The organism is Paraburkholderia caballeronis, from assembly GCF_900104845.1.
In the GTDB taxonomy this organism is placed as follows: domain Bacteria; phylum Pseudomonadota; class Gammaproteobacteria; order Burkholderiales; family Burkholderiaceae; genus Paraburkholderia; species Paraburkholderia caballeronis.
In genome coordinates this window covers 1361409-1383513 of sequence record NZ_FNSR01000002.1, presented here as the reverse complement: position 1 = coordinate 1383513, position 22105 = coordinate 1361409, and the positions used below count along the sequence as shown (strand labels likewise).

Genomic DNA, 22105 nt, shown 5'->3' with positions numbered 1-22105 from the left:
TGTTGTGCGGCGCGCTCAGGCGCGCCACGACGGCGTGCGTTTGTCGAGGAACGAGCCCACGCCTTCGCGGCCTTCGTCGCTCGCGCGGATGTTTGCGATGCGGTTCGCGGTGTCCTCGATCAACGCGGCGTCGATCGTGCGGCCGGCGACGTCCTGCACGAGCCGCTTGCATTCGCGCACTGCGTTCGGGCTGTTCGCGCACAGCGCGTCCGCGATCCGCTGCACGGTCGCATCCAGTTGATCGGCGCTCACGCGCTCGCTAACGAGGCCGAGCCGTTCCGCCGTCGCGCAGTCGAACGCCTCGGCCGTCACGAAGTAGCGGCGCGACGCCTGCTCGCCCAGCGCGCGGATCACATAAGGCGCGATGGTCGCGGGCATCAGCCCGAGCCGCGCCTCGGACAGGCAGAAGTGCGCGCTGTCCGCCGCGACGACGACGTCGGCCGCGCACACGAGGCCCATTCCGCCCGCGTAGGCGTCGCCGTGCACGCGCGCGACAACCGGCTTCGTGCAGCGATAGACGGCCGACAGCATCCGCGCGAGCCGCATCGCGTCCGCGCGGTTCTCGTCGTCCGAGTAGCCAGCCATCTTCTTCATCCAGTTCAGGTCCGCGCCCGCGCAGAACGCCTTGCCGTTCGCCGCGAGCACCACCGCGCGCACGTCGTCGCGCGTGCTCAACGCGTCGAACGCGGCGGTCAGTTCCGCGATCATCGTTTCGTTGAACGCGTTGCGCACGTCCGGGCGATTCAGCGTGACCGTCGCGACATGGCCGGCAACGGCCACGGTGAGCGTGTCGTAGTGCATGTTCGAATCTCCTCGCACGGACCGCGTTACATGCGGAACACGCCGAAGCGCGTGTCCTCGATCGGCGCATTCATCGTCGCGGACAGGCCGAGACCCAGCACGTCGCGGGTCTGCGCCGGATCGATCACGCCGTCGTCCCACAACCGCGCGCTCGCGTAATACGGATGCCCCTGGCGCTCGTACTGGTCGCGGATCGGCTGCTTGAACGCGGCTTCCTCGTCGGCGGACCACGCGCCGCCCTTCGCCTCGATGCCGTCGCGCTTCACCGTCGCGAGCACCGACGCGGCCTGCTCGCCGCCCATCACCGAAATGCGCGCGTTCGGCCACATCCACAGGAAGCGCGGCGAGTATGCGCGCCCGCACATCCCGTAGTTGCCCGCGCCGAACGAGCCGCCGATGATGACCGTGAACTTCGGCACCTTCGCCGTCGCCACGGCCGTGACCATCTTCGCGCCGTTGCGCGCGATCCCTTCGTTCTCATACTTGCGGCCGACCATGAAGCCGGTGATGTTCTGCAGGAACACGAGCGGGATCTTGCGCTGGCAGCACAGTTCGATGAAGTGCGCGCCCTTCAGCGCGGACTCGGAAAACAGGATGCCGTTGTTCGCGACGATCCCGACCGGATGCCCCCAGATATGCGCGAAGCCGGTGACGAGCGTCGTGCCGTAGCGCGCCTTGAACTCGTCGAACGCGGAGTCGTCGACGATCCGCGCGATCACCTCGCGCACGTCGAACGGCTTGCGCGTGTCGGCCGGAATCACGCCGTACAGGCTCCCGGCGTCGTAGCGCGGCGGCAGCGGGTCGCGCAGCGCGAGCGGCGGCGTTTTCGCGCGATTGAGGTTGCCGACGATGCTGCGCGCGATCGAAAGCGCATGCGCGTCGTTCTGCGCGAGATGATCCGCGACGCCCGACAGGCGCGTATGCACGTCGCCGCCGCCGAGGTCTTCCGCGCTCACTTCCTCGCCGGTCGCCGCCTTCACGAGCGGCGGCCCGCCGAGGAAGATGGTCCCCTGGTTCTTCACGATGATCGACTCGTCGCTCATCGCCGGCACGTATGCGCCGCCGGCCGTGCACGAACCCATCACCACGGCGATCTGCGGAATGCCCTGCGCGGACAGGTTCGCCTGGTTGTAGAAGATGCGGCCGAAGTGGTCGCGATCGGGAAACACCTCGTCCTGGTTCGGCAGGTTCGCGCCGCCCGAATCGACGAGATACACGCACGGCAGGCGATTTTCCTCCGCGATCTCCTGCGCGCGCACGTGCTTCTTCACGGTGACCGGGTAATACGTGCCCCCCTTCACGGTCGCGTCGTTGCAGACGATCACGCACTCCTGGCCCGCGATGCGGCCGATCCCGGTGATGATCCCCGCGCCCGGCGCGTCGTCGTTGTACATCCCGTACGCGGCCAGTTGCGACAGTTCGAGAAACGGCGAGCCCGGATCGAGCAGTTGCGCGATCCGCTCGCGCGGCAGCAGCTTGCCGCGCGACACGTGTTTGTCGCGCGCGGCCTCGCCGCCGCCGAGCGCGAGGCGCTGCACCTTGTCGCGCAGGTCGGCGACGAGCGCGTCCAGCGCGGCGGCGTTCGCGCGGAACTCGTCCGAGCGCGGATTGAGCTTCGATTCGATGATCGGCATCGCGGGCTTCCTTCGGTCGCGGCGGTCAGAGGGTTTCGGCGAACAGTTCGCGGCCGATCAGCATCCGGCGGATCTCGCTCGTGCCCGCGCCGATCTCGTACAGCTTCGCGTCGCGCCACAGCCGGCCGACCGGATACTCGTTGATGTAGCCGTTGCCGCCGAGAATCTGGATCGCCTCGCCGGCCATCCACGTCGCCTTTTCGGCGGTATAGAGGATCACGCCCGCGCAGTCCTTGCGGACCTGGCGCACATGGTCGCTGCCGAGCGTGTCGAGCTGGCGGCCGACCGCGTACAGATACGCGCGGCACGCCTGCAACGTCGTGTACAGGTCCGCGACCTTCCCCTGGATCAACTGGAACTCGCCGATCGGCTGGCCGAACTGCCTGCGGTCGTGGATGTACGGCACGACCGCATCCATCACCGCGAGCATGATGCCGGTCGGGCCGCCCGCGAGCACCGCGCGCTCGTAGTCGAGGCCGCTCATCAGCACCTTCACGCCGCCGTTCAATGCCCCAAGGATGTTCTCCTCCGGCACCTCGACGTCCTGGAACACCAGTTCGCCGGTATGCGAGCCGCGCATCCCGAGCTTGTCGAGCTTCTGCGCGACGGAGAAACCCTTCATCCCCTTTTCGACGATGAACGCCGTGATGCCGCGCGAACCCGCTTCCGGGTCGGTCTTCGCGTAGACGACCAGCGTGTCGCAGTCCGGGCCGTTGGTGATCCACATCTTCGTGCCGTTCAGCACGTAGCGGTCGCCCTTCTTCTGCGCGCGCAGCTTCATGCTGACGACGTCCGAGCCGGCGTTCGGCTCGCTCATCGCGAGCGCGCCGACGTGCTCGCCCGACACGAGCTTCGGCAGGTACTTGCGCTTCTGCGCTTCGGTGCCGTTGCGGTGGATCTGGTTCACGCACAGGTTCGAGTGCGCGCCATACGAGAGGCCGACCGACGCCGACGCGCGCGAAATTTCCTCCATCGCGACCATGTGCGCGGTGTAGCCCATGTTCGCGCCGCCGTATTCCTCGGAGACGGTCATGCCGAGCACGCCGAGGTCGCCGAACTTGCGCCACAGGTCCATCGGGAACTGGTCGGTGCGGTCGATCTCGCCGGCGCGCGGCGCGATCTCCTTCGCCGCGAAGCCGGCGACGCTGTCGCGCAGCATCTCGATCTCTTCGCCGAGCGGGAACTGCAAACCGGGTACGTTGCTCATGGGTGTCTCCTCCAGATGGGGCATGGGCGCGTGCTCGCCCTTTCGCCGCCCATTTCACGCCAGATTTACGTATACGTCAATAGGTAGATTTGAGTAATGCTCAGTTCTTACCATGCGCCTGTTTGTCTTGTTTTAAAGCGATTGTCACGGGATAATGGGCCGCACCCAAATCCATAATTGAACCTCACTCAGAATGCCCGCCGCCTCGAAAACCGTGCTGCCCGCGTCCCGCAGGGAGCCGGCTGGACGCAAGTCGCAACAGCGCGTGAAGGAGATCCTTCAGGCGGGCCGCGACGTGTTCTCCGAAAAGGGCTACGAGCGCGCGACCACGGCGGAGATCGCACAGCGGCTCGGCGTGTCCGAGGCGACGGTGTTCAGCTACTTCCGGGGCAAGCGCGAGTTGTGCGCGCGGGTGATCGCGGACTGGTACGACGAGATCATCGACGCGATCGAGACCGGCCTGCCGCGCGACGGCACGGTGCGCCAGCAGTTCGCGTTCATCGTCCACATGCACCTGCGGCTGATGCTGGAGAACGGCACGGGGCTGTGCGCGCTGGTGCTGTCCGAGGGGCGCGCGCGGCAGCACGAACTGGGCGAGGCGCTGACCGAGTTGCAGCGCCGCTACACCGCGCCGCTGATGCGCGTGCTCGCGCGCGGCCAGCAGAACGGCCAGGTCCGCAACGACGTGCCGCTGCGCCTGCTGCGCTCGCTGGTGTTCGGGCCGATGGAGCATGTGTTGTGGGACGCGACGCTCGCGAACCGCCGCATCGACATCGAAACGACCGCGCAGCGGCTGATCGACGTGCTGTGGTCCGCGTTGCAGCCGCCTGACCTGGCGACGGCCGCGCTTGCGCAGTTCGGCCAGGACGTCGGCGAGGCGATGCAGCGGCTGGAACGGGCGCGGGCGCAAGCGGCCGGCCGCGGCGAAGCGTCGTTAGAAGCCGTCGATTGATGCGTACCCGACGCTATCGATAGCGCTGGCCGGCAGGAACGCCCGGAACCGGCCGCGCTGACGCCGCGAACTTCAGCGGCCCGGACCGCGCCGCTCGCCGCGCGCGGTCCGTTCGAGCAGCGCCTGAAACGCCTGCTTGATCCGGCTGACGGCTTCGTTCTTGTACGGAAACGGCTCGTTGCGGTCGTGCACCAGCATGCTCGCGTTGACCTCGAACACGGCGACCGCGCCGTCCGGCATCAGCGAGCAATCGATGCCGAAGTAATCGAGTCCGAACTCGTCCTTGATGGATTGCAGCGCCGCGCGCTGCGAGGCTCCGAAAACGCGCCACGGGTCCGCAAGAAATGCCTGCTCTTCGTCCTGCATCCATCGAGAGGCGACCATCGGCGTCGTCGCGTGATGGACCTTCCATTTGTCGTCGATCGCGAGGTGGTACGGCAGGATCTCGTCGCCGACATAGATGAAGCGGTACTTGCGGAAATAACCGTCCGCCGACCGATAGTCGATGAACGGTATCACGTAGTAGCTCGACTGATCGTGGGCAGCCAGGAAGGCGACGAGCTGGTCCCGGTCTTCCATCCTCTCGAAGTCGTCGCCGCCGTGCGTGCCAGCGGGGCGAACCAGCAGCGGATAACGCAGGTCCGCCCCGCCGCCTTCGTCGAGCGTTTGCCGCAGCGCCTCCCGCAGGAAGAAGCGCGTTTGCGGAACGAGGCAGCCCGGCGTGGAAGCGAGACGCCCTGACACCGCCGCCCGGCCGGTTTGCCGGATCAGCCGCGGAGGATTGAGCAGCGGTTTGCCGATACGCTCGACGAGCGTCTCCACGGTCCCGAGGATCGCGCGGCCGAGATCCGCGTCGCAAACCAGGTTGACGACCACGTCCGCGCTGTCGCGCAGCGACTCGATGTCGTAGTCGAAGTCGGTCAGCGCGCTGAGCACGGTGCATTCGAAACGCGCATCGCGGATCAGATACGAGAACGGCGTATTGCCCGCGCACGGCGCGAAAACGAGCAGGACCCGATAGTCCGGCGGCGACACCGTGGCCGGCACCCGCACCAGATGATTCGCCTCAAGCGCACGGCGAAAGGTCGCGGCGGACTCGTCCTCGACGTCGAGCGCCTGCCGCAAACTCGCGACCAGTTGCGAGACCTGCGCATCGTCCGGTTCGAGTGCGAGAACCTTTTCGAAGTAGCCGAGCGCAAGGCGCTCCCTGCCCGTAAACGCATGAGCGATACCGAGCCTTCGAAGCACCGCCGAGTCCGGATGCGCATCGTCGTCGAGCGGCTTGAGCAAGCCGATCGCCTCATCGCACCGGTGTGCGCGAATCAGGATTTCAGCCAGCTTGAGAGTGGCTTCACGATGCGTCGGCGCAGCGCAGAGTATCTGGCGCAAGAGGGTTTCGACGACGTCGAGCCGCCCTTCCTGCTCGTGCGACGCGGCCTGTTGCAACAGGGTTTCAATAGACATAGGGGCGAAAGCCAATGCAGGTCCAGGCGAAGCGCGCCAGTATAGGCGGGCGATAAGCCCGGCAGGTTTCGCAATTGTTCGCGGGTATTACCATCTATTTCAGCCGGGTCGTCGAAGGAACGGAACGCGTCCGTCTGTGCGACTCCGAATGTGCGGTACGCTGACGGCTTTCAGTCCATCCGGCGCTAGTCCGCCCCATCAACCTCTCTCGCCATGTCCGATCATCCGTTCACCGCCCCGATCGCATCGCGTTTCGCGACGATCGCGCTCGCCCACCTGACGCGCGAATACCCGAACAAGCTCACGCACGGCCTCGCGGGTCCGCAGGACGTGCGCAGCCCGCGCGAGTTGCATCCGGTGTTCTACGGCAGCTACGACTGGCATTCATGCGTGCATGGCTACTGGCTCATCGCCCGCGTGCTGCAACGCTTTCCGGACCTGCCGGAAGCGCCGCGCATCGTCGCGACGTTCGACGAACACTTCACCGACGAGAAGATGGCCGGCGAGCGTGCGTACCTCGACCTGCCGCACAACCAGGGTTTCGAGCGTCCTTACGGCTGGGCATGGCTGCTCGCGCTCGCCGCGCAGCTCGATGCGATGAATACGCCCGAAGCGCAACGCTGGTCGCGCGCGCTCGCGCCGCTGACCGGGACGTTCGTCGAACGCTTCGAGACGTTCCTGCCGAAAGCGACGTACCCGCTGCGGGTCGGCACGCATTTCAACACCGCGTTCGCGCTGACGCTCGCGCTCGACTTCGCAAGACAGACCGGACGCGCCGGCCTCGCGACGCTGATCGAGGACACCGCGCGCCGCTGGCATCTGAACGACGTCGCGTGCCAGGCATGGGAGCCGTCCGGCGACGAGTTCCTGTCGCCCGCGCTGATGGAGGCGGTGCTGATGAGCCGCGTGCTGCCGCGCGACGCTTTCCATGCGTGGTTCGCGGCCTTCCTGCCGGAACTCGCGGCACGCCGGCCGGCGACGCTGTTCACGCCGGCCACCGTGACCGACCGCAGCGACGGCAAGATCGCCCATCTCGACGGACTGAACCTGAGCCGCGCATGGTGCCAGCGCACGCTCGCCCGCGCGCTGCCCGATGGCGACGCGCGCATCGCGCTGCTGCACGAAGCGGCACGGACGCATCTGGACACCGCGCTCCCGCACGTGGCCGGCGACTACATGGGAGAGCACTGGCTCGCCACCTTCGCGACGCTCGCGCTTGACGCATGACATAACCGGGACACGCCGCGTTGCCGTTTGTAACAACTCGAAAAAAGGCTGCAATTTCGGTAATTGCATTGCCCCCGGCGATCCTTTAGCGTTCGATAATCCGTCGCACAGCGCGCATCCGCGCGCGGCAGTCCGTTCCGTTCTGGAGATCGTTGTGAGAAGGTCGAAACTGTTACTCGGCGCCGCCGCCGTGGCGGTCGTCTGCGCGAGCGGCGCGGCGCACGCGGCGCGCGTCGGCGTGTTCATCGGCGGCGGCGTGCCGTATTACTACCCGGTCGCGCCGGTCCCGTACTACTACGCGCCCGCGCCGGTGGTCGTCGCGCCGCCGCCCGCGCCGCCCACCTACATCGAGCAGGGTCCGGACGGCCAGCCGCAGACCGCCCCGTATCAGCAAGGCGGCCCCGGACCGGCTCCGCAAGGCCGCATGCCGCCGGCCCCGCAGGCCGATCCGTCTCAGGCAGCGACCGGCGACACCTGGTACTTCTGCGACGCGTCGAAGACCTATTACCCGTATGTGAAGGAATGCGCGTCGGGCTGGCGGGCTGTGCCCGCGCAGCCCGCGCCCGAAAGCGACATGCCCGAGTGAACGAGAGTCCCAGATGAAATACACCTGTTTCGCAGTAGTTGCGGCGGCGGCGCTGTTGAGCGCGTGCGCCGTCGTCCCGGCCGGACCGAGCGTGATGGCGCTGCCCGGCACCGGCAAGTCCTTCGACCAGTTCCGCGCCGACGATTATTCGTGCCGCCAGTTCGCGTTGCAGCAGGTCGGTGGCGTGTCCGCCAGCGAAGCGGCGAATACGAGCGCGGTCGGCAGCGCGGCGGTCGGCACCGCGCTCGGCGCGGCGGCGGGCGCGGCGTTCGGCGGCGGACGCGGCGCGGCGATCGGCGCGGGCGCGGGCCTGCTCGCCGGCAGCGCGGTCGGCATGAACAGCGCGCAAGGTTCGTCGTACGACGTGCAGCGCCGCTACGACTATGCGTACATGCAATGCATGTACGCGTCCGGCAACCGGATTCCGGTGCCGGGCGGCGGGATGTCCACGTCGCAGCCGATGCAGCAGCGTTATCTGCCGCCTCCGCCGCCGGGATCCGCACCGCCGCCGCCCCCGCAGGGCTATTGAGCCCGCGCGATACCTTCGCGCATCGAGCGAAACCGGCGAATGCGAAAGGGAATTGCGAGCAAGAAGAAAGAGAATGGAAAGCGTCGCGGGGCTTGCGGCGGCAAGACCGGTTCATGAAACGCGCGGGCGTGTCGATTCACGCCCGCGCGTTTTTCCTTTACCGGCGCTGCGCGTCGAGGTCCGCGCGCCACGCGACGCGGCGCAACGCATCGATGACCGTCGGCGCATCGGTCATCTGACGAACGCCGGCCTTCGCCGCCTTTGAGCCGCCCGACGCGGCCGGTTCTTCCAGCAACGGCTGCAACACCGGCGCGAGCGACTTCAGCAACTGCACCGACATCGCGCTCGTGAACGTATAACGCGCCGCATACGGCTCGTGCGCCCACGCGGTCAGCGTGCCGTAGAAGCGGTCGCCGATCACGAACACGAACGTCGCGCTGCGGTTTACCTTGCGCGATTCGATCAGCCGCGCGCCGGGCGCATACACGTTGAACCGCTGGTCACCGGTGCCGGTCTTGCCGTACACCGGCAACGCGCGTCCGTCCGGGAACGTGAGGCCGTCCGCGAGCCGTTTCGCGGTGCCGCCCTGCACGACCGACGTCAACAACTCGCGCACGACCACCGTGATCTCCGGCGCCACGAGCGGTTGCGGCGGCACCGCCGCGTGCACGAAGCGCGTTTCATACGGCGTGCCGCGCGCGAATTCGAGCGAGTCGATGCTGTGCGTCGGCAGTTTGTCGCCATCGGCCGCCACGAGGCCGATCAATTGCGCGAGCGCCGCCGGCCGGTCGCCCGACGCGCCGATCGCCGTGCCATACGAAGGCGTCAGCGTCGCGAACGGATAACCCAGCTCGCGCCACGACTTGCCGATCGCATCGTACGCGCGCAGTTCGATCATGTGACGGATGCGCCGGTCCTGCGTCGCGTGATAACGCGTCCTGAACAGCCACTTGTAGGTGTACAGCCGCACGTCGCCGCTGTCCTGCTGGACCTGCGCGAGCGGCGCGCCCGGATGCGCGCGCAGATAGTTCAGCAGCCACAGTTCGAGCGGATGCACGCTGGCGATGTAGCCGCGATCGTTCAGGTTGAAGCGGTCGATCGCGTACTTGTCGTACAGCTTCGCGAGATCGTCGTCGGTCAGCCACTGGAACTTCGTGCCTTTCAGCTGCGCGCGCATCTGCGTGTCGAACCATGCCAACGAGCCGTCCGGCGCGACGCTGCGCAACGCAGTCGCGAGTTTCGGCGGCGACTTGCGCACGTGATGCAACAGCGTGGCCAGCGCGTCGTCCGCGCTCTTGCCTTGATAACGCGCGTAGAAACGGTTCATGTAGACCTGGCTTTCGCCGTCCGCGAAGCGCGTCAGATACGCGTGACGCACGGCCGGATCGTCGAGCCATTGCGACGGCGGGCCGGACGTCTGGATCATCTCGTAGCGGACGATGTCGCGCATCAGCCGCACGAACACGAGGTTCACCGAATGCTGGAACGCGCGGCGCAGCGGCAGGATCTGCTCGTTGTCGCTCGACTCGAAGTTGTTGAAGCTCTGCGCGCCGCCGCCGGTGTAGAACGTCTCGCCGGGATTCGCGGAATACTTGCGATCGACCGCCGCTTCGAGCATCGCGCGCAGCGAGCGGTCCTGCGTGTGCGACAGGTAATCGACGGCCCAGCGCGTCAGCACGTCGGAACGGTCCGGCTGAACGGCGCGCAGCGCCTTCGCGTCGAGCGGCGCGTATTGCGCGTGCAGCCGCTGCACGATCTGCAGATACGTGATCACCGTGCGCAGCTTCGCGGTGGAACCGAGGTTCAGCCGCGCGCCCTGGTTGATGTCGAACGGCTGGTTCACGCTGTCGGTCTGCACGCGCACGACGTTCTCGCCGTTGCGGCGCTCGAACAGCGTGAAGCTGTATGAAATCTTCGACGGGTCGTCCTGCGGGCGCAGCATCTCGAAGCCGACGAGTCCGGCCGCGCGCGCGCCGTCCTTCGTCATCGCGTCGGCGAGGCGGTCGCTGACGGCCTGCTGCACCGAGTCGTCGAGCGTCGCGGTCGCGCTCAGGTCGAGGCGGTCGAGGTCGTACAGCGTGCGCACGCCGAGCGCGGACATCAACTGCGTGCGCAGCGACGTCGTCGCCTTGCGTTCGACATACGACACCGGCGCGCGGACCGGCTTCGAGCGATCGAGCGTCAGTTGCGCGGCCAGCGCAGCGTCGCGCAGCGCGGGCGTAATCACGCCGCCGCTCGCGAGCAGCCGCAGATAACTGTCGGTCAGCCGCGCGAGTTCGGGGTTGTCGCGTTGCAGGTAATAGGACGGCGCGCGCTGCGCGATCAGCAGCGACAACACCTGGCGAAACGCGAGCGCCTGTTCCGCGAGCGTCGCGTCGGTCAGCGGCGCGCGCAGCACGCGGTTCACGTCGCGGAAGTCGCGGCCGTACCACGCGGCCAGCCCGTCGCCGATCCCGCTGATCTCGCCGACGCCGGGTTTCGCCGCGAGCGGCACGGAATTCAGATAACGCACGAGAATCTGCTGACGCGCGGGCATCGTCTGCGGACCGTCGAGATATGCGCGCACCGACGCGGACGCGATCTGCCGCAGCTTCTCCGGCGGCGTGGTGGTGCGGCCGCCCGGCGAATGGCGGAACTTCTCGATCTGCGTCGCGAGCGTGCTGCCGCCGGGCGTCGCCTGGCCGCGGTTCACGAGCCGCAGCCCCTGGTCCGCGAGCGCGTGGCCGAAACGGCCCCAGTCGAGCGCCGGATTGCGGTTCGGCTGGTCGTCCGCGAGCAGGTAACGATCCTCGATGAACAGCAGCGAATCGCGCACGAGCGGCGGCACCGCGTCAAAGTTCTCGTACGCGCGCTGCGGATAACGCGAGTGAAACAGCGTCGCGCCGCTCGCGTCGCGCAGCATCAGGCCGGCCTGGTCTTTCTCCGCGTAAGGCAGGAACAGGCCGTCGTCGGCGAGCGAGATCATGCGTTCCGAATCGCGCGCCTGCGCGGCGACCGCGAAACCGCGCGCGTTCAGCCGCGCGACGAACGTCGGCAGTTGCGCATAACCGAGCCGCACGTCGTACGGACCGTTGGACGAAGGAAACCGGATGTTGGGGCTCGGACCGCTGCCGACCGTGAAGCCGATGTCGCGCGTGAGTTCCGAAAGATAGTGCGCCTGCAGGCGCGAGGTTTCGATTTCGATCTGGACGATGCGCGCCGTGATGACCAGCGCGACGAGGACCGCGACGACGAATCCCCACTTGACCCACTTCCAGAGCGAGCCGAAGCCAGCGGCGCGGAGCGGAAAGCGTACCGACGGGCGGTTCATGCGGATTCTCCCTGACTTGCGCCAGATCACGGAATTGCACCTGCCGAATAGTCTATCCCGCCCGGCCGAAAGCTGCGCGCACACTTGAACGCGCGGGTTCCGACAGTCGTGCACCTACAACACCGATCGCGTCTATCGGGAAATCCGACAGGTTTTCGCATCGGAAACGACAGGAACCGGCCGATATAATGGTCGGTCGCGTTGGTTGTATGTCCGTACGAATGGCCAGGCGGTGCGCTGTGTAGTCATTCGTCAGCAACCATATTGGATCGGACTGGAGTCGGCGCTAGCGCTAACTCCGGGCGACCGCCTTGCATGGGATTCGAGTAGGCGCTAAAGCGCTAACCCGGGTCGACAGCTTTGCATGGGACCAGACTAGGCGCTAAAGCGCCAACTCTGGTCGACCGCCTTGCATGGGACCAGACTAGGCGCTAAAGCGCCAACTCTGGTCGACAGCTTTGCATGGGACCAGAGTAGGCGCTGAAGCGCCAACTCTGGTCGACACACAGGAGAAACATGAAGCGATTCGCCCTGCCCCTGCTCATCACGCTCACACTCAGCGCGTGCGCGTATTTCCAGAAAGACCCAGACGCCGGCGACCCGGTCGTCGACAAAACAACAGCACGCTCCGTCCACGACGTGATCGAATGCCTCACAGTCGAAGCGTCGAAACGCGGCGCAAGCTTCCGCACAACACCGCTGCCGCAAGGCTCGATGCTCGACTTCGGCGATTCAAACGTAATCAAGGTCCGCGCGGACAACGGCGGCACCACCTATCGCTTCTACGCCGGCAAGCGGCACGTGTCGAACCTGTGGCTCGAAAACGCGGACAAGTCCTGCGCGCCGTGAACGATCGTGCGGTTTCGAACATGCCGGTCACGGCCCGCACCGGGGACACGCCACGGCACGGCGGTTTCCGTCACATGAATTACACGCTCTTACGTCCCGTTACGCGCTGTCTCGCGCCGTCACAACTTCGGCGGCCGTTTTAAGAATCGCTTAAGGGTTCGTCCGCAAGATCGCCACACCAAAAAGCAGCAGGAGGCGCCGATGAACAGGCAAGATCCGATGACGAACGACGCAACGACTTTCAAACCCGCCCCGGCCGGCAACCGCACGCCGGCCGACAAACCCGCGAAACGCACGATGCTGCGCCGGCTGTTGAGCCATCACGAACTCGCCACGCTGTTGCTGCTGCTGCACGCGCCGATCGACGCGCACGCGAAGCCGGAAATCCCGATGCTTCAGGAAGCCGGCCTCGTCGAGCAGATTTCGTCCGAAGCGGGCGCGCAGAAGATCCGCCTCACGCCGGAAGGCAACGCGGTGCTGCAAGGCCTCGGCCTCGCCCGCTGATCCGCCGCAACCCCGCCATGACCGGTCCCGTGCGGACCGGCATCCGTGCAATACCCCGTTTCATGCTCACGCGAGCCGACGCGACCGGCGCACGCCTGCCACACGGCGCTGCGGCCTGTGGCAGCCGACGTCGGCCGGCACCGGCGGATGCGAACCGCCCTGCGGGTCGCCGTCGAGGCGCAGCAGCCGATAGCCGTTCTTGTACACAGGCTGAAGCCTGAAGCCGTTCGGCACGTCGATCTCCAGCACCGTGCGCAGCCGCGATACGTGGCTGTCGATCGTCCGCGTCATCGTATGCAGCTCGCGGCCCCACACGGCCGCATAGATGTGGTCGCGCGACAGCACGCGGCCGACGTTCCCGAAGAACAGCGACGCAAGCCGATACTGCGTGCCCGACAGCAGCACCTGCCGGCCATGCAGCGTGACCATCTGCCGTTGCGCGTCGAAGTGATACGGGCCGGCGTCGAGTTGCGCCGGCCGGTAGCGGTCCGGAAACGCACGCCGCAGCAGCGCGTTGACCCGCGCGCCGAACACGGCGGGGCTCACCGGCAGGCTCACGTAGTCGTCGGCGCCCGCCGAAAAGGCGCGCAGCACGCTTTCGTCCGAGCGGTCCGCCGACGCGAACAGCGCCGGGATCGTCACGCCGCCGCGTGCGCGCAGCGTCGTCAGCAGTTCGACGTCCGATGGCAGCGCGCCGTACCAGTCGAGCACCAGCAGGTCCACCGCAGTCGCCGCCAGCGCGTTCGCCAGCATCAGGCAGTCGTCGAACGGCACGCACGTGTGGCCGCAGCCGGTCAGCGTCGTCTCGATCAGGTTGCGTTGCGCGAGGTCGCGCTGAAGGATCGCGATACGCATCTTGAAGTCCTCTTCCATTCGTCCGGTTAAAACGTGCGCCATTCTGTGGACACGAACCGGAACCGCCCATCGGAACAATCCGAATTGCATCGCGCCTGTGGCAACCCGACCTCATCCCTGTCCGACAACAGCCCGGTCGGGTGCGCTGTCGGGTTACGGTAAAATCGCGGGCTGGCCTCAAGTCGTCGGCGCGTCCGCCCATCCGTCCGGACGCGCCCGTGTTCCGTGCCCACCCCGCGCCCCACCTTCCGACGACCCCCGACCGTCACGCCAACCGCGTGAGCCGTCCTCCCATAACAATTCGATTCGTCTCTTCGGAAATGCACGCAACCAACCTGGGCGCAAGCGCGCCCGCGCCCGCACGCGCGCTTGCGCGCGGCGACTACAAGACGCTCGCCCTCGCCGCGCTCGGCGGCGCGCTGGAGTTCTACGACTTCATCATCTTCGTGTTCTTCGCGCCGGTGATCGGCCAGTTGTTTTTCCCGGCGGCGATTCCGGACTGGCTGCGGCAGTTGCAGACGTTCGGCATCTTCGCGGCCGGTTATCTCGCGCGGCCGCTCGGCGGCATCGTGATGGCGCACTTCGGCGACCTGCTCGGCCGCAAGCGGATGTTCACGCTGTCGGTGCTGCTGATGGCGCTGCCGACGCTCGCGATGGGCCTGCTGCCCACCTACGCGACAATCGGCGTGTTCGCGCCGGTGCTGCTGCTCGCGCTGCGCGTGCTGCAAGGCGCGGCGGTCGGCGGCGAGGTGCCGGGCGCATGGGTGTTCGTGTCCGAGCACGTGCCGCGCCGCCACGTCGGTTACGCGTGCGGCACGCTGACGGCCGGCCTGACCGCGGGCATCCTGCTCGGCTCGCTGATCGCCGCGGCGGTCAACCACCACTTCGCGCCGGCCGACATCGCGTCGTACGGATGGCGCATCCCGTTCCTGCTCGGCGGCGCGTTCGGGCTGGTGTCGGTGCGGCTGCGGCAGTGGCTGCACGAAACGCCGGTGTTCGCGGAAATGCAGCAGCGCAAGTCGCTCGCGGCCGAGATTCCGCTGAAGGCGGTGCTGCGCGACCACGGCCGCGCGGTGATCGTGTCGATGCTGCTCACGTGGATGCTGTCGGCGGCGATCGTCGTCGTGATCCTGATGACGCCGCCGCTGCTGCAAAAGCAGTTTCACATCGACGCAACGACGTCGCTGCTCGCGAACTGCGTCGCGACGCTGTGCCTGACGGTCGGCTGCGTGAGCGCCGGCTCGCTCGCCGGACGCTTCGGCGCGCGGCCGACGCTCGCGATCGGCGGCATCCTGCTCGCGGTGTCGTATTACGCGATGTACCGGCAGCTCGCCGTCGACACGTCGCTGCTGATGCCGCTGTACGCGGTAACGGGCTTCCTCGTCGGCACGATCGGCGGGGTGCCGCTCGTGATGGTGAACGCGTTCCCGCCGGTCGTGCGCTTCTCCGGCATCTCGTTCTCATACAACGTCGCGTATGCGGTGTTCGGCGGCCTCACGCCGATCGTCGTCGCGCTGCTGATGAAGTCCGCGCCGATGGCGCCCGCGCTGTACGTCGCGGCGGTCTGCGCGCTCGGCGTCGTGACCGCGCTGTTCGTCAAGGAAACGCCCGCGCGCGGCTGACGCGCCGCGCCTCTCTCCTCGCTTCGCCCCGCCGGCTTCGACGATTCACCCCAGCGTGAAACGTCGGGGCCGGGCTGCGCCGTAGCATCGGCGCATGAATACCTCCACGCCCCTCCCGTCCCGCTTCACGCCCGCGCTCGCACGCATCGTCGCGACCGTCAGCGTCGGTTTCGTCGTCACGCAACTGGATGTGACCATCGTCAACATCGCGCTCGCGCGCATCGCCGCCGATCTGCACGCGGACGTCGCGCGGCTGCAATGGATCGTCGATGCGTACACGCTCGCGTTCGCGGTGCTGATGCTGTCCGGCGGCGTGCTCGGCGACCGCTACGGCGCGCGGCGGATGTATGCGGCAGGGCTCGTCATGTTCGCGTTCGCGTCGCTCGTTTGCGGACTCGCGACCTCGCCGGCCGCGCTGATCGCGGCACGCGCGTTGCAAGGACTCGGCGCGGCCGCGATGCTGCCGAACTCGCTCGCGCTGCTCAACGACGCGTGCGGACACGATCGCGCGCTGCGGGCGCGCGCGGTCGGCCTGTGGACCGCGGCCGGCGCGATTTCGATCGCGGCCGGGCCGGTTGCCGGCGGACTGCTGATCGAAGCCGCCGGCTGGCGCAGCATCTTTCTCGTGAACCTGCCGTTATGCGCGGCGGGGTTCGTCGCGACGCTCGTCTGGGTGCCGCGCAAGGGGGCTGCACTGGCGCCGCTTGCCCGCCGCAGCCTCGACGTGTACGGCCAATTGCTGGCGATCGTCGCGCTCACCGCCGTGACCGGCGCCGTCATCGAATGGCGGTCGCTCGGTTTCTCGCATCCGTTCGTCGTCGGCGGATTCGTGCTGGCGGGTGTCGCGGCGTGCGCGTTCGTCGCGCTCGAAGCGCGCATCGCGGAGCCGATGCTGCCGCTCGCGCTGCTGCGCAATCCGACGTTCAGCGCGGCGGTGCTGTTCGGCGTCTGCGTGAATCTCACGTACTACGGCACCGTGTTCGTCCTCGCGCTGTACCTGCAACACGCACGCGGACAATCGCCGCTGGAAGCCGGGCTCGCGTTCGCGCCGCTGACCGGCGGTTTCCTGCTGTCGAACGTCGCGAGCGGCTGGGTGGTCGCGCGCTACGGCACGCGGCGGCCGATGATCGGCGGCGCGCTGCTCGCCGCGTGCGGTTACGCGCTGCTGATCGCCGTCGATGCGGATACGCCGCTCGCGGCCGTGCTGCTGCCGTTCCTGCTGATTCCGTCCGGCATGGGCCTCGCGGTGCCCGCGATGACGACCGCCGTGCTCGCGTCGGTCGAGCCGGGGCGGGCCGGCACCGCGTCGGCGGTGCTGAACACCGCGAGGCAGGCGGGCGGCGCGATCGGCGTTGCGGCGTTCGGCGCGCTGGCCGGCGGCGGTTTCGCGGCGCAGGTCGTTGCTGGACTGCATGTCGAAGCCGCGATATCGACCGCGCTGCTGTTGATCGCCGCGTGGCTCGCCCGCCGCGTGCGGATGGACTCCGTGCAGTCCGACAACGCCGCGGCGCGTGCCGCGCGAGCGGTGGCCGGAGCCAACGAATCTCGTTGAGCAATGAATGCGTGTCGTCGTGAAGCTTCGATGCCTCTGATAACGAACGCGCCGTCAATACAACAACGCCGACGTGGGTTGCGTCGGCGTTGTCTGGGGAAAACCGGCTTGATATGTCCGATGGTCGTCGCGTATTCACACGAAGTGAAGCCATTCGCGCGACGACCGTTGCACCCGATGCGAACGCACCTAGAGCGTGGTTTCCTGAATCGCGCCGGTCGTCACCGCCCGCTCGATCAGCCCTTCGTCCTGCGCCTTGCGGATCGCATGCGCGATCAACTCGCCCGGCTCCTCGAATTCGGCCTTCAACGCGCCGATCAGGCCGGATGCGTCGAGTATCACCAGGGTCTTTGCCGTATCCGCGAAGCTGATGAGCACGCGACGCGTGCCGTCCTCCGCGAGACTCGCGCAAAACTGTTCGATCTTGCCGCCCACGTTGAAATCGAAGTTCTGTATCAAAACGCGCTCCTTGAGTTGCGTCGCGGGTCAGCCGCGCAGTCCGCCGCGCGGCGTGCGCATCGCATCGACCGACAGCCGCCCCGCACCGGTCACCATCAGCAGCAGGAAACCGCCGGCAATCGCGAGATTCTTCCAGAAATGGACCGCCACGTCCTGCTGCATCGCGGCCTCGGTGACGTTCCAGAAGTCGTGGCCGAAGACCGCCGTTACGACAGCATACACGGCCATTGCGAAGCCGACCGCACGCGTGCGGATGCCGAATACGAGCGCGATGCTGCCGAGCAGTTCGATCGCAATCGCGATCGGCGCGGCCAGTTGCGGATACGGCACGCCGCGCGTCTGCAGATAGCCGATGAAGCCCGCATAGCCCATCAGCTTCATTGCTCCGCCCCACAGAAAGAGGACCGCCAATGCAACGCGGGCAACGAAAATGATCAGGGAATCGGCGGAACGCATCATCAGGAACTCCGGTAGGCAATTGTCGAGTGACCGCGACCCGCGCGTTCAGTTCCCGACCCTTGCATGGAGCGGCGGCGCCTGGTGAAGCAGCCGGCAGGCATCGGGACTCGCGTACAGCGTATCGAAGTTTGAAGAGAGGCCGTCGCCAGGCGGCCGGTTACTGCCAGACCGCGAGGTGCCGGCGACGCTTGAGGCAGGCGACGGAGCAACGGCAACGCGCGGTATGTTGCGGCGGCAAACGAAACCAAAGGTTCGTTTGCATTGCTACAGATATCAGCAGGCGTTGAGAAACACGGTAGCGGATAAGACCTGGGGCAAACCCCGACGACCGGAACGGCATCGGCGAACAGGAACCGCCGACGACGCCGTTGGCACGCTCAGTGCTTATGGTGCATCCAGAAACCGCGATGCGCGTCGAGCCAGCGATCGATGCGTTTTTCCAGCACACCGCGGCCGCGGCGCGAGACCGCCCAAAGCGCGGCGCACACCAGCAACATCACGGCCGGACCGAGAAGGTAAGCAACCAGCGTTTCGTTCATGGCCATCTCCCGCCATGCCAACAGACACAATGGGAATTTTATTTTAGGTGATTGTTTGGCCCGCGATAAGCGCCGTTCATCGTCATCATCCGCCGTCGGATGCGACGGTTTACGCCGTGTCCGCGATTACCCGGAGGGCGTCTTCGGCGGCCATCGCCCCGCTGGAATCGGCCGCATGAATCCGCCTGCATCGCTCGCCGTGCCGCACGCCGAATGGGGCGCTTGTCCCGCGCGGGCGGGCATACAACCGGCATCCGGCGACACCATCGAAGCGGAGATCGCGGTGCCGTGACAACTGCGCGCCGGAAATCAAACGCTGTCATTCCTCGGCGCGACCACGGTTTTCGGCCCGCCGGCTACCGAGGTGTGTTTCCCCGCCGACCAGCAGACCGCCAATGCGTTGCGCGCATAGGACAAGACCTTGCGGCCGGTTTGTCGACCGCCTGAGGCTCGCCCTTCGTCCCGGAAAGACGGAGATGCGACGCAACGCCGCACGCGTGGACCGACCGAGGAACGGCTACGACGAACATCCGGCGCTTTTTAGCGGATAAACCACCGTAACCAAGGTCTGCCTGGCACTCCAGACGCACCACAATGGAGCACACCGAAACATGCGTCGCGACGGCCGCGCGGAGCCAAAGAATCGCTCCGCGCCCTCCTTGCATCCTGTTACAAGCTATCGACTGCGACCTCATGCGACACGCATCGCAGATGCGCCAATTGCAACATGCGTGTTACATTTAATCGTCATACTTATATAAGAGTTGATCCGCATTTCTTACCGGCACGCTAATTTCTTTCGTAAAACTTATTTCCGTATAGCGCAATGCGGCGGCTCGTGCAATCCGTCGTTGCTGCACCACATCAGAGCCGTAACATCTTGTTTTTTTGAGCTTTGATGGTGCAGCCGCACCAGACGCGGCCTTGCGGGAAGCTGTCATCCGATTGCCTTCAAATACTCGAAAAAATTACCGAAATTGAGCAACTCTTCTTGAGCATTTTTTGCAACAGGGATTGATTTCCAAGATAAGCCCTCATACAATTCCGCCCAAGGTGTTACGAGATGTAACACCTTGTATCAAATGTACCGTTCCGCCGATGGCGGCGAAGATCCGGTGCAGGACAAAAAGGTTACAACGGCAGCAAATGCCGGCGGTTAATTCGGGGCTTCGGAATACACAGAAATGGACCGTAGCAGCGAGACGTTGGATTCGATCCGTGAGATCAATCTGTCGTACATCATGCTCGCGCAGCGCATGCTCCGCGAGGACAAGCCAGTCGGCATGTTCCGGCTGGGCCTGTCGTCGGAACTGGCTGATCTGATTGCCGGTCTGTCGCTCGCGCAGATCGTCAAGCTGGCCGCTTCCGACCAGCTCCTTTGTTTTTTCCGCTTCGACGACCATGCGATGCTGTCCGCGCTCACGCAGACCGCCAAGCATGCCGACGTGGCGTCCACCCATGCGGCCATCCTGCTGGCAGGACAGCCGGCGAGCCAATTCGCCTGAAGGAACGTCGATGACCTCCGCCCCCAGGCGCAGCCTGACCGAAGACGCCCAGGAAGTGTTCCGCGCGATTGCGCTGATCGAACTGGGCGCTCGCATGCAGGTGCTGGAAAGCGAACTCACGCTGTCGCGTGACCGCATGATCCGCCTGTATCGCGAGATCAAGGGCGTATCGCCGCCCAAGGGCATGCTGCCGTTCTCGGCGGACTGGTACATGACGTGGCTCGCGAACATCCACGCATCGCTGTTCTACAACACCTATCTGTTCCTGAAGAACGAAGCGCGTTGCTCGCATCTCGACGCGCTCACCAAGGGGTTCCGGCTGTATCTGGAACACTGCCGCCACAACGCGATCGAGCCGGTGCTCGATCTCACGCGCGCGTGGACCCTGGTGCGGTTTTTCGATGCCGATATTCTGCAGCTGACGCCTTGCTGCCGCTGCGGCGGCAAGTTCGTCGCGCACCGCCACGACCTGCAGAACAACGTCGTGTGCGGCGCATGCCAGCCGCCTTCGCGCGCCGGCAAGACGAAAAAGGCGGCTGCAGCGCGACGGGGCGCCGCGCAGACCGACAGCAACCTTCCGGTTACGCCGGACGGCATTGCCGAGGCTGCCTGAGCGTAGGAGAGCCAGATCCGGGTCAACCGGACGATCGACAAGACGCGAAGCCGCCCTGCACATTCCCCGTGCCGGGCGGCGAAGCGCTTTCAGCCGCCTTCAGTCTGCTTCACCCTCCCACGCCGAACGTCTGCAGCACGAGCCACAGGTTCGCCGCGCTGACCACCACGAACAGAAACCACGCAAGCGCCCGCGTCAGCGGCCGGTTCACGAACGCGCCCATCAGCGCGCGGTCGTTGGTCATCCGGATCAGCGGCCACAGCGCGAACGGCAGTTGCAGGCTCAGCACCACCTGACTCGCGACCAGCAGCCGGCCGACCGCGCCGTTGCCGAGCATCGCGACGCCGATCACGGCCGGAATCAGCGCGAGCACGCGGGTAATCAGCCGCCGCTGCCAGCACGGAATCTTCATCTGCAGGAAGCCTTCCATGATCACCTGGCCCGCGACCGTGCCGGTGAACGTCGAGCTTTGCCCCGACGCGAGCAGCGTGATTCCGAACAGGATCGCCGCCGCGCCGGTGCCGACGATCGGCGCGAGCAGCCTGAACGCGTCCTCGATTTCCGTCACCTGGGTGTGGCCGGTTTCGTGGAACGCGGCCGCCGCCAGAATCAGGATCGCCGCGTTGATCAGCAGCGCGAACACCAGCGACACGATCGTGTCGATCCGCGACAGCCCGATCGCCGAGCCGATGCTTTCCGGATCGCGCTTCACCGCGCGCGTCTGCACGATCGACGAATGCAGATACAGGTTGTGCGGCATCACGGTCGCGCCGAGGATGCCGATCGCCAGATACATCGGCTCGCGCGACGACAGCGCCTGCCACGACGGAATCAGCCCATGCGCGACCGACGGCCAGTGCGGATGCACGAGCGCGAGCTGGATCACGTAACCGAGCCCGATGGTCGCGATCAGCCCGGCCATGATCGCTTCGAGCGTGCGGAAATTCTTGCCCTTCAGCCCGAGCACGATCAGCGTGTCGAACGCGGTCAGCACGACGCCGACCATCAGCGAGCAGCCGAGCAGCAGGTGGAACGCGAGCGCGCCGCCGAGCACCTCGGCGAGATCGCACGCGATGATCGATATCTCCGCGAGCACCCACTGCCCGCGCACGACCGGCTTCGAATAGCGGTCGCGCGACAGTTGCGCGAGGTCGCGGCCGGTCACGATGCCGAGCCGCATGGACAGGCATTGCAGCACGATGGCCGCGAGGCTCGACAGCACGACGACGAACAGCAGGCTGTAGCCGTAGCGCGAGCCGGCCTCGATGTCGGTCGCCCAGTTGCCCGGGTCCATGTAGCCGATCGACACCAAGAGGCCGGGGCCGGCGAACTGCCAGATTTTTTTCCAGAACGGCGCGCGCGGCGAAACCGCGACGGTGCCCTGCACTTCGGACGGGCAGAACGGCGCGGTCGCGGTGGTCGGAAGTCTGAACTGCAA

21 protein-coding genes are annotated in these 22105 nt (G+C 66.5%); 10 read left to right on the top strand and 11 right to left on the bottom strand.

All coding sequences use genetic code 11. From position 1 onward, the window contains the following. Positions 1–15: 15 nt before the first annotated feature. Genes BLV92_RS22690 through BLV92_RS22680 form a run of 3 tightly spaced genes read right to left on the bottom strand, consistent with a single transcriptional unit; the run spans position 16 to position 3642 of the window. Positions 16–801: an enoyl-CoA hydratase/isomerase family protein gene (locus BLV92_RS22690; RefSeq protein WP_090549168.1), complete on the bottom strand. Its 786-nt coding sequence runs from the start codon at positions 799–801 to the stop codon at positions 16–18. Between the two features lie 26 nt (positions 802–827). Next, on the bottom strand, positions 828–2435 hold the full coding sequence (locus tag BLV92_RS22685) for a carboxyl transferase domain-containing protein (protein ID WP_090549165.1): 1608 nt from the start codon (positions 2433–2435) through the stop codon (positions 828–830). A gap of 25 nt (positions 2436–2460) precedes the next feature. Beyond that, the gene (locus BLV92_RS22680) at positions 2461–3642 is read right to left on the bottom strand and encodes an isovaleryl-CoA dehydrogenase (protein WP_090549162.1); all 1182 of its coding nucleotides are present in this window, start codon (positions 3640–3642) and stop codon (positions 2461–2463) included. A 193-nt stretch (positions 3643–3835) separates the two neighbouring features. Between BLV92_RS22680 and BLV92_RS22675 the strand changes: the two genes are divergently transcribed. Further along, on the top strand, positions 3836–4594 hold the full coding sequence (locus BLV92_RS22675; RefSeq protein ID WP_090549158.1) for a TetR/AcrR family transcriptional regulator: 759 nt from the start codon (positions 3836–3838) through the stop codon (positions 4592–4594). A gap of 72 nt (positions 4595–4666) precedes the next feature. Here the strand turns inward: BLV92_RS22675 and BLV92_RS22670 are convergent, their stop codons facing one another. Next, on the bottom strand, positions 4667–6058 hold the full coding sequence (locus BLV92_RS22670) for a tetratricopeptide repeat protein (protein WP_110332502.1): 1392 nt from the start codon (positions 6056–6058) through the stop codon (positions 4667–4669). Between the two features lie 213 nt (positions 6059–6271). On the opposite strand from BLV92_RS22670, the gene BLV92_RS22665 reads away from it, so the two are divergent. From BLV92_RS22665 to BLV92_RS22655, 3 genes are all read left to right on the top strand, one after another. Continuing rightward, entirely contained in the window at positions 6272–7285 is a 1014-nt protein-coding gene (locus BLV92_RS22665; protein WP_090549152.1) for a DUF2891 domain-containing protein, read from the top strand. A 154-nt stretch (positions 7286–7439) separates the two neighbouring features. Further along, positions 7440–7871 carry a hypothetical protein gene (locus BLV92_RS22660; protein ID WP_090549150.1) on the top strand — a complete coding sequence of 144 codons (432 nt, stop codon included), beginning with the start codon at positions 7440–7442 and terminating at the stop codon, positions 7869–7871. A 13-nt stretch (positions 7872–7884) separates the two neighbouring features. Then, the gene (locus tag BLV92_RS22655) at positions 7885–8400 is read left to right on the top strand and encodes a YMGG-like glycine zipper-containing protein (protein ID WP_090549147.1); all 516 of its coding nucleotides are present in this window, start codon (positions 7885–7887) and stop codon (positions 8398–8400) included. A gap of 157 nt (positions 8401–8557) precedes the next feature. On the opposite strand, the gene BLV92_RS22650 is transcribed toward BLV92_RS22655, so the two are convergent. Next, a complete protein-coding gene (locus tag BLV92_RS22650; RefSeq protein ID WP_090549144.1) occupies positions 8558–11710 on the bottom strand; it encodes a transglycosylase domain-containing protein in 3153 nt (1050 codons plus the stop codon). 516 nt (positions 11711–12226) lie between these two features. Here BLV92_RS22650 and BLV92_RS22645 point away from each other — a divergent pair. After that, positions 12227–12559, top strand: a complete 333-nt coding sequence (locus tag BLV92_RS22645) for a hypothetical protein (protein WP_090549141.1) — start codon at positions 12227–12229, stop codon at positions 12557–12559. A gap of 201 nt (positions 12560–12760) precedes the next feature. After that, complete coding sequence (locus BLV92_RS22640) at positions 12761–13063, top strand: hypothetical protein (protein ID WP_090549138.1); 303 nt, start codon at positions 12761–12763, stop codon at positions 13061–13063. A 66-nt stretch (positions 13064–13129) separates the two neighbouring features. Here BLV92_RS22640 and BLV92_RS22635 read toward each other — a convergent pair whose 3' ends face one another. Further along, positions 13130–13918 (bottom strand): response regulator transcription factor, encoded by a 789-nt coding sequence (locus tag BLV92_RS22635; protein WP_090551345.1) that lies wholly within the window; start codon positions 13916–13918, stop codon positions 13130–13132. A 320-nt stretch (positions 13919–14238) separates the two neighbouring features. Here BLV92_RS22635 and BLV92_RS22630 point away from each other — a divergent pair, with 320 nt between their 5' ends. Both BLV92_RS22630 and BLV92_RS22625 read left to right on the top strand, forming a co-directional pair. Next, positions 14239–15540: an MFS transporter gene (locus BLV92_RS22630; RefSeq protein WP_090549137.1), complete on the top strand. Its 1302-nt coding sequence runs from the start codon at positions 14239–14241 to the stop codon at positions 15538–15540. A gap of 94 nt (positions 15541–15634) precedes the next feature. Further along, entirely contained in the window at positions 15635–17092 is a 1458-nt protein-coding gene (locus BLV92_RS22625; RefSeq protein ID WP_090549134.1) for an MFS transporter, read from the top strand. A 189-nt stretch (positions 17093–17281) separates the two neighbouring features. Here the strand turns inward: BLV92_RS22625 and BLV92_RS22620 are convergent, their stop codons facing one another. The 4 genes from BLV92_RS22620 to BLV92_RS31745 form a co-directional block, all read right to left on the bottom strand. Further along, on the bottom strand, positions 17282–17551 hold the full coding sequence (locus BLV92_RS22620; RefSeq protein ID WP_090549131.1) for a hypothetical protein: 270 nt from the start codon (positions 17549–17551) through the stop codon (positions 17282–17284). Between the two features lie 27 nt (positions 17552–17578). Continuing rightward, on the bottom strand, positions 17579–18010 hold the full coding sequence (locus BLV92_RS22615) for a DoxX family protein (protein ID WP_090549128.1): 432 nt from the start codon (positions 18008–18010) through the stop codon (positions 17579–17581). Between the two features lie 377 nt (positions 18011–18387). Beyond that, positions 18388–18549 carry a hypothetical protein gene (locus BLV92_RS32185; protein ID WP_166676631.1) on the bottom strand — a complete coding sequence of 54 codons (162 nt, stop codon included), beginning with the start codon at positions 18547–18549 and terminating at the stop codon, positions 18388–18390. 740 nt (positions 18550–19289) lie between these two features. Further along, positions 19290–19490 (bottom strand): hypothetical protein, encoded by a 201-nt coding sequence (locus BLV92_RS31745; RefSeq protein ID WP_143040719.1) that lies wholly within the window; start codon positions 19488–19490, stop codon positions 19290–19292. 243 nt (positions 19491–19733) lie between these two features. Between BLV92_RS31745 and flhD the strand changes: the two genes are divergently transcribed. Both flhD and flhC read left to right on the top strand, forming a co-directional pair. Further along, positions 19734–20054 carry a flagellar transcriptional regulator FlhD gene (gene flhD / locus BLV92_RS22610; protein ID WP_090549125.1) on the top strand — a complete coding sequence of 107 codons (321 nt, stop codon included), beginning with the start codon at positions 19734–19736 and terminating at the stop codon, positions 20052–20054. 10 nt (positions 20055–20064) lie between these two features. Then, a complete protein-coding gene (gene flhC / locus BLV92_RS22605; protein WP_090549122.1) occupies positions 20065–20667 on the top strand; it encodes a flagellar transcriptional regulator FlhC in 603 nt (200 codons plus the stop codon). 109 nt (positions 20668–20776) lie between these two features. On the opposite strand, the gene BLV92_RS22600 is transcribed toward flhC, so the two are convergent. Next, entirely contained in the window at positions 20777–22105 is a 1329-nt protein-coding gene (locus tag BLV92_RS22600) for an Nramp family divalent metal transporter (protein ID WP_090551343.1), read from the bottom strand.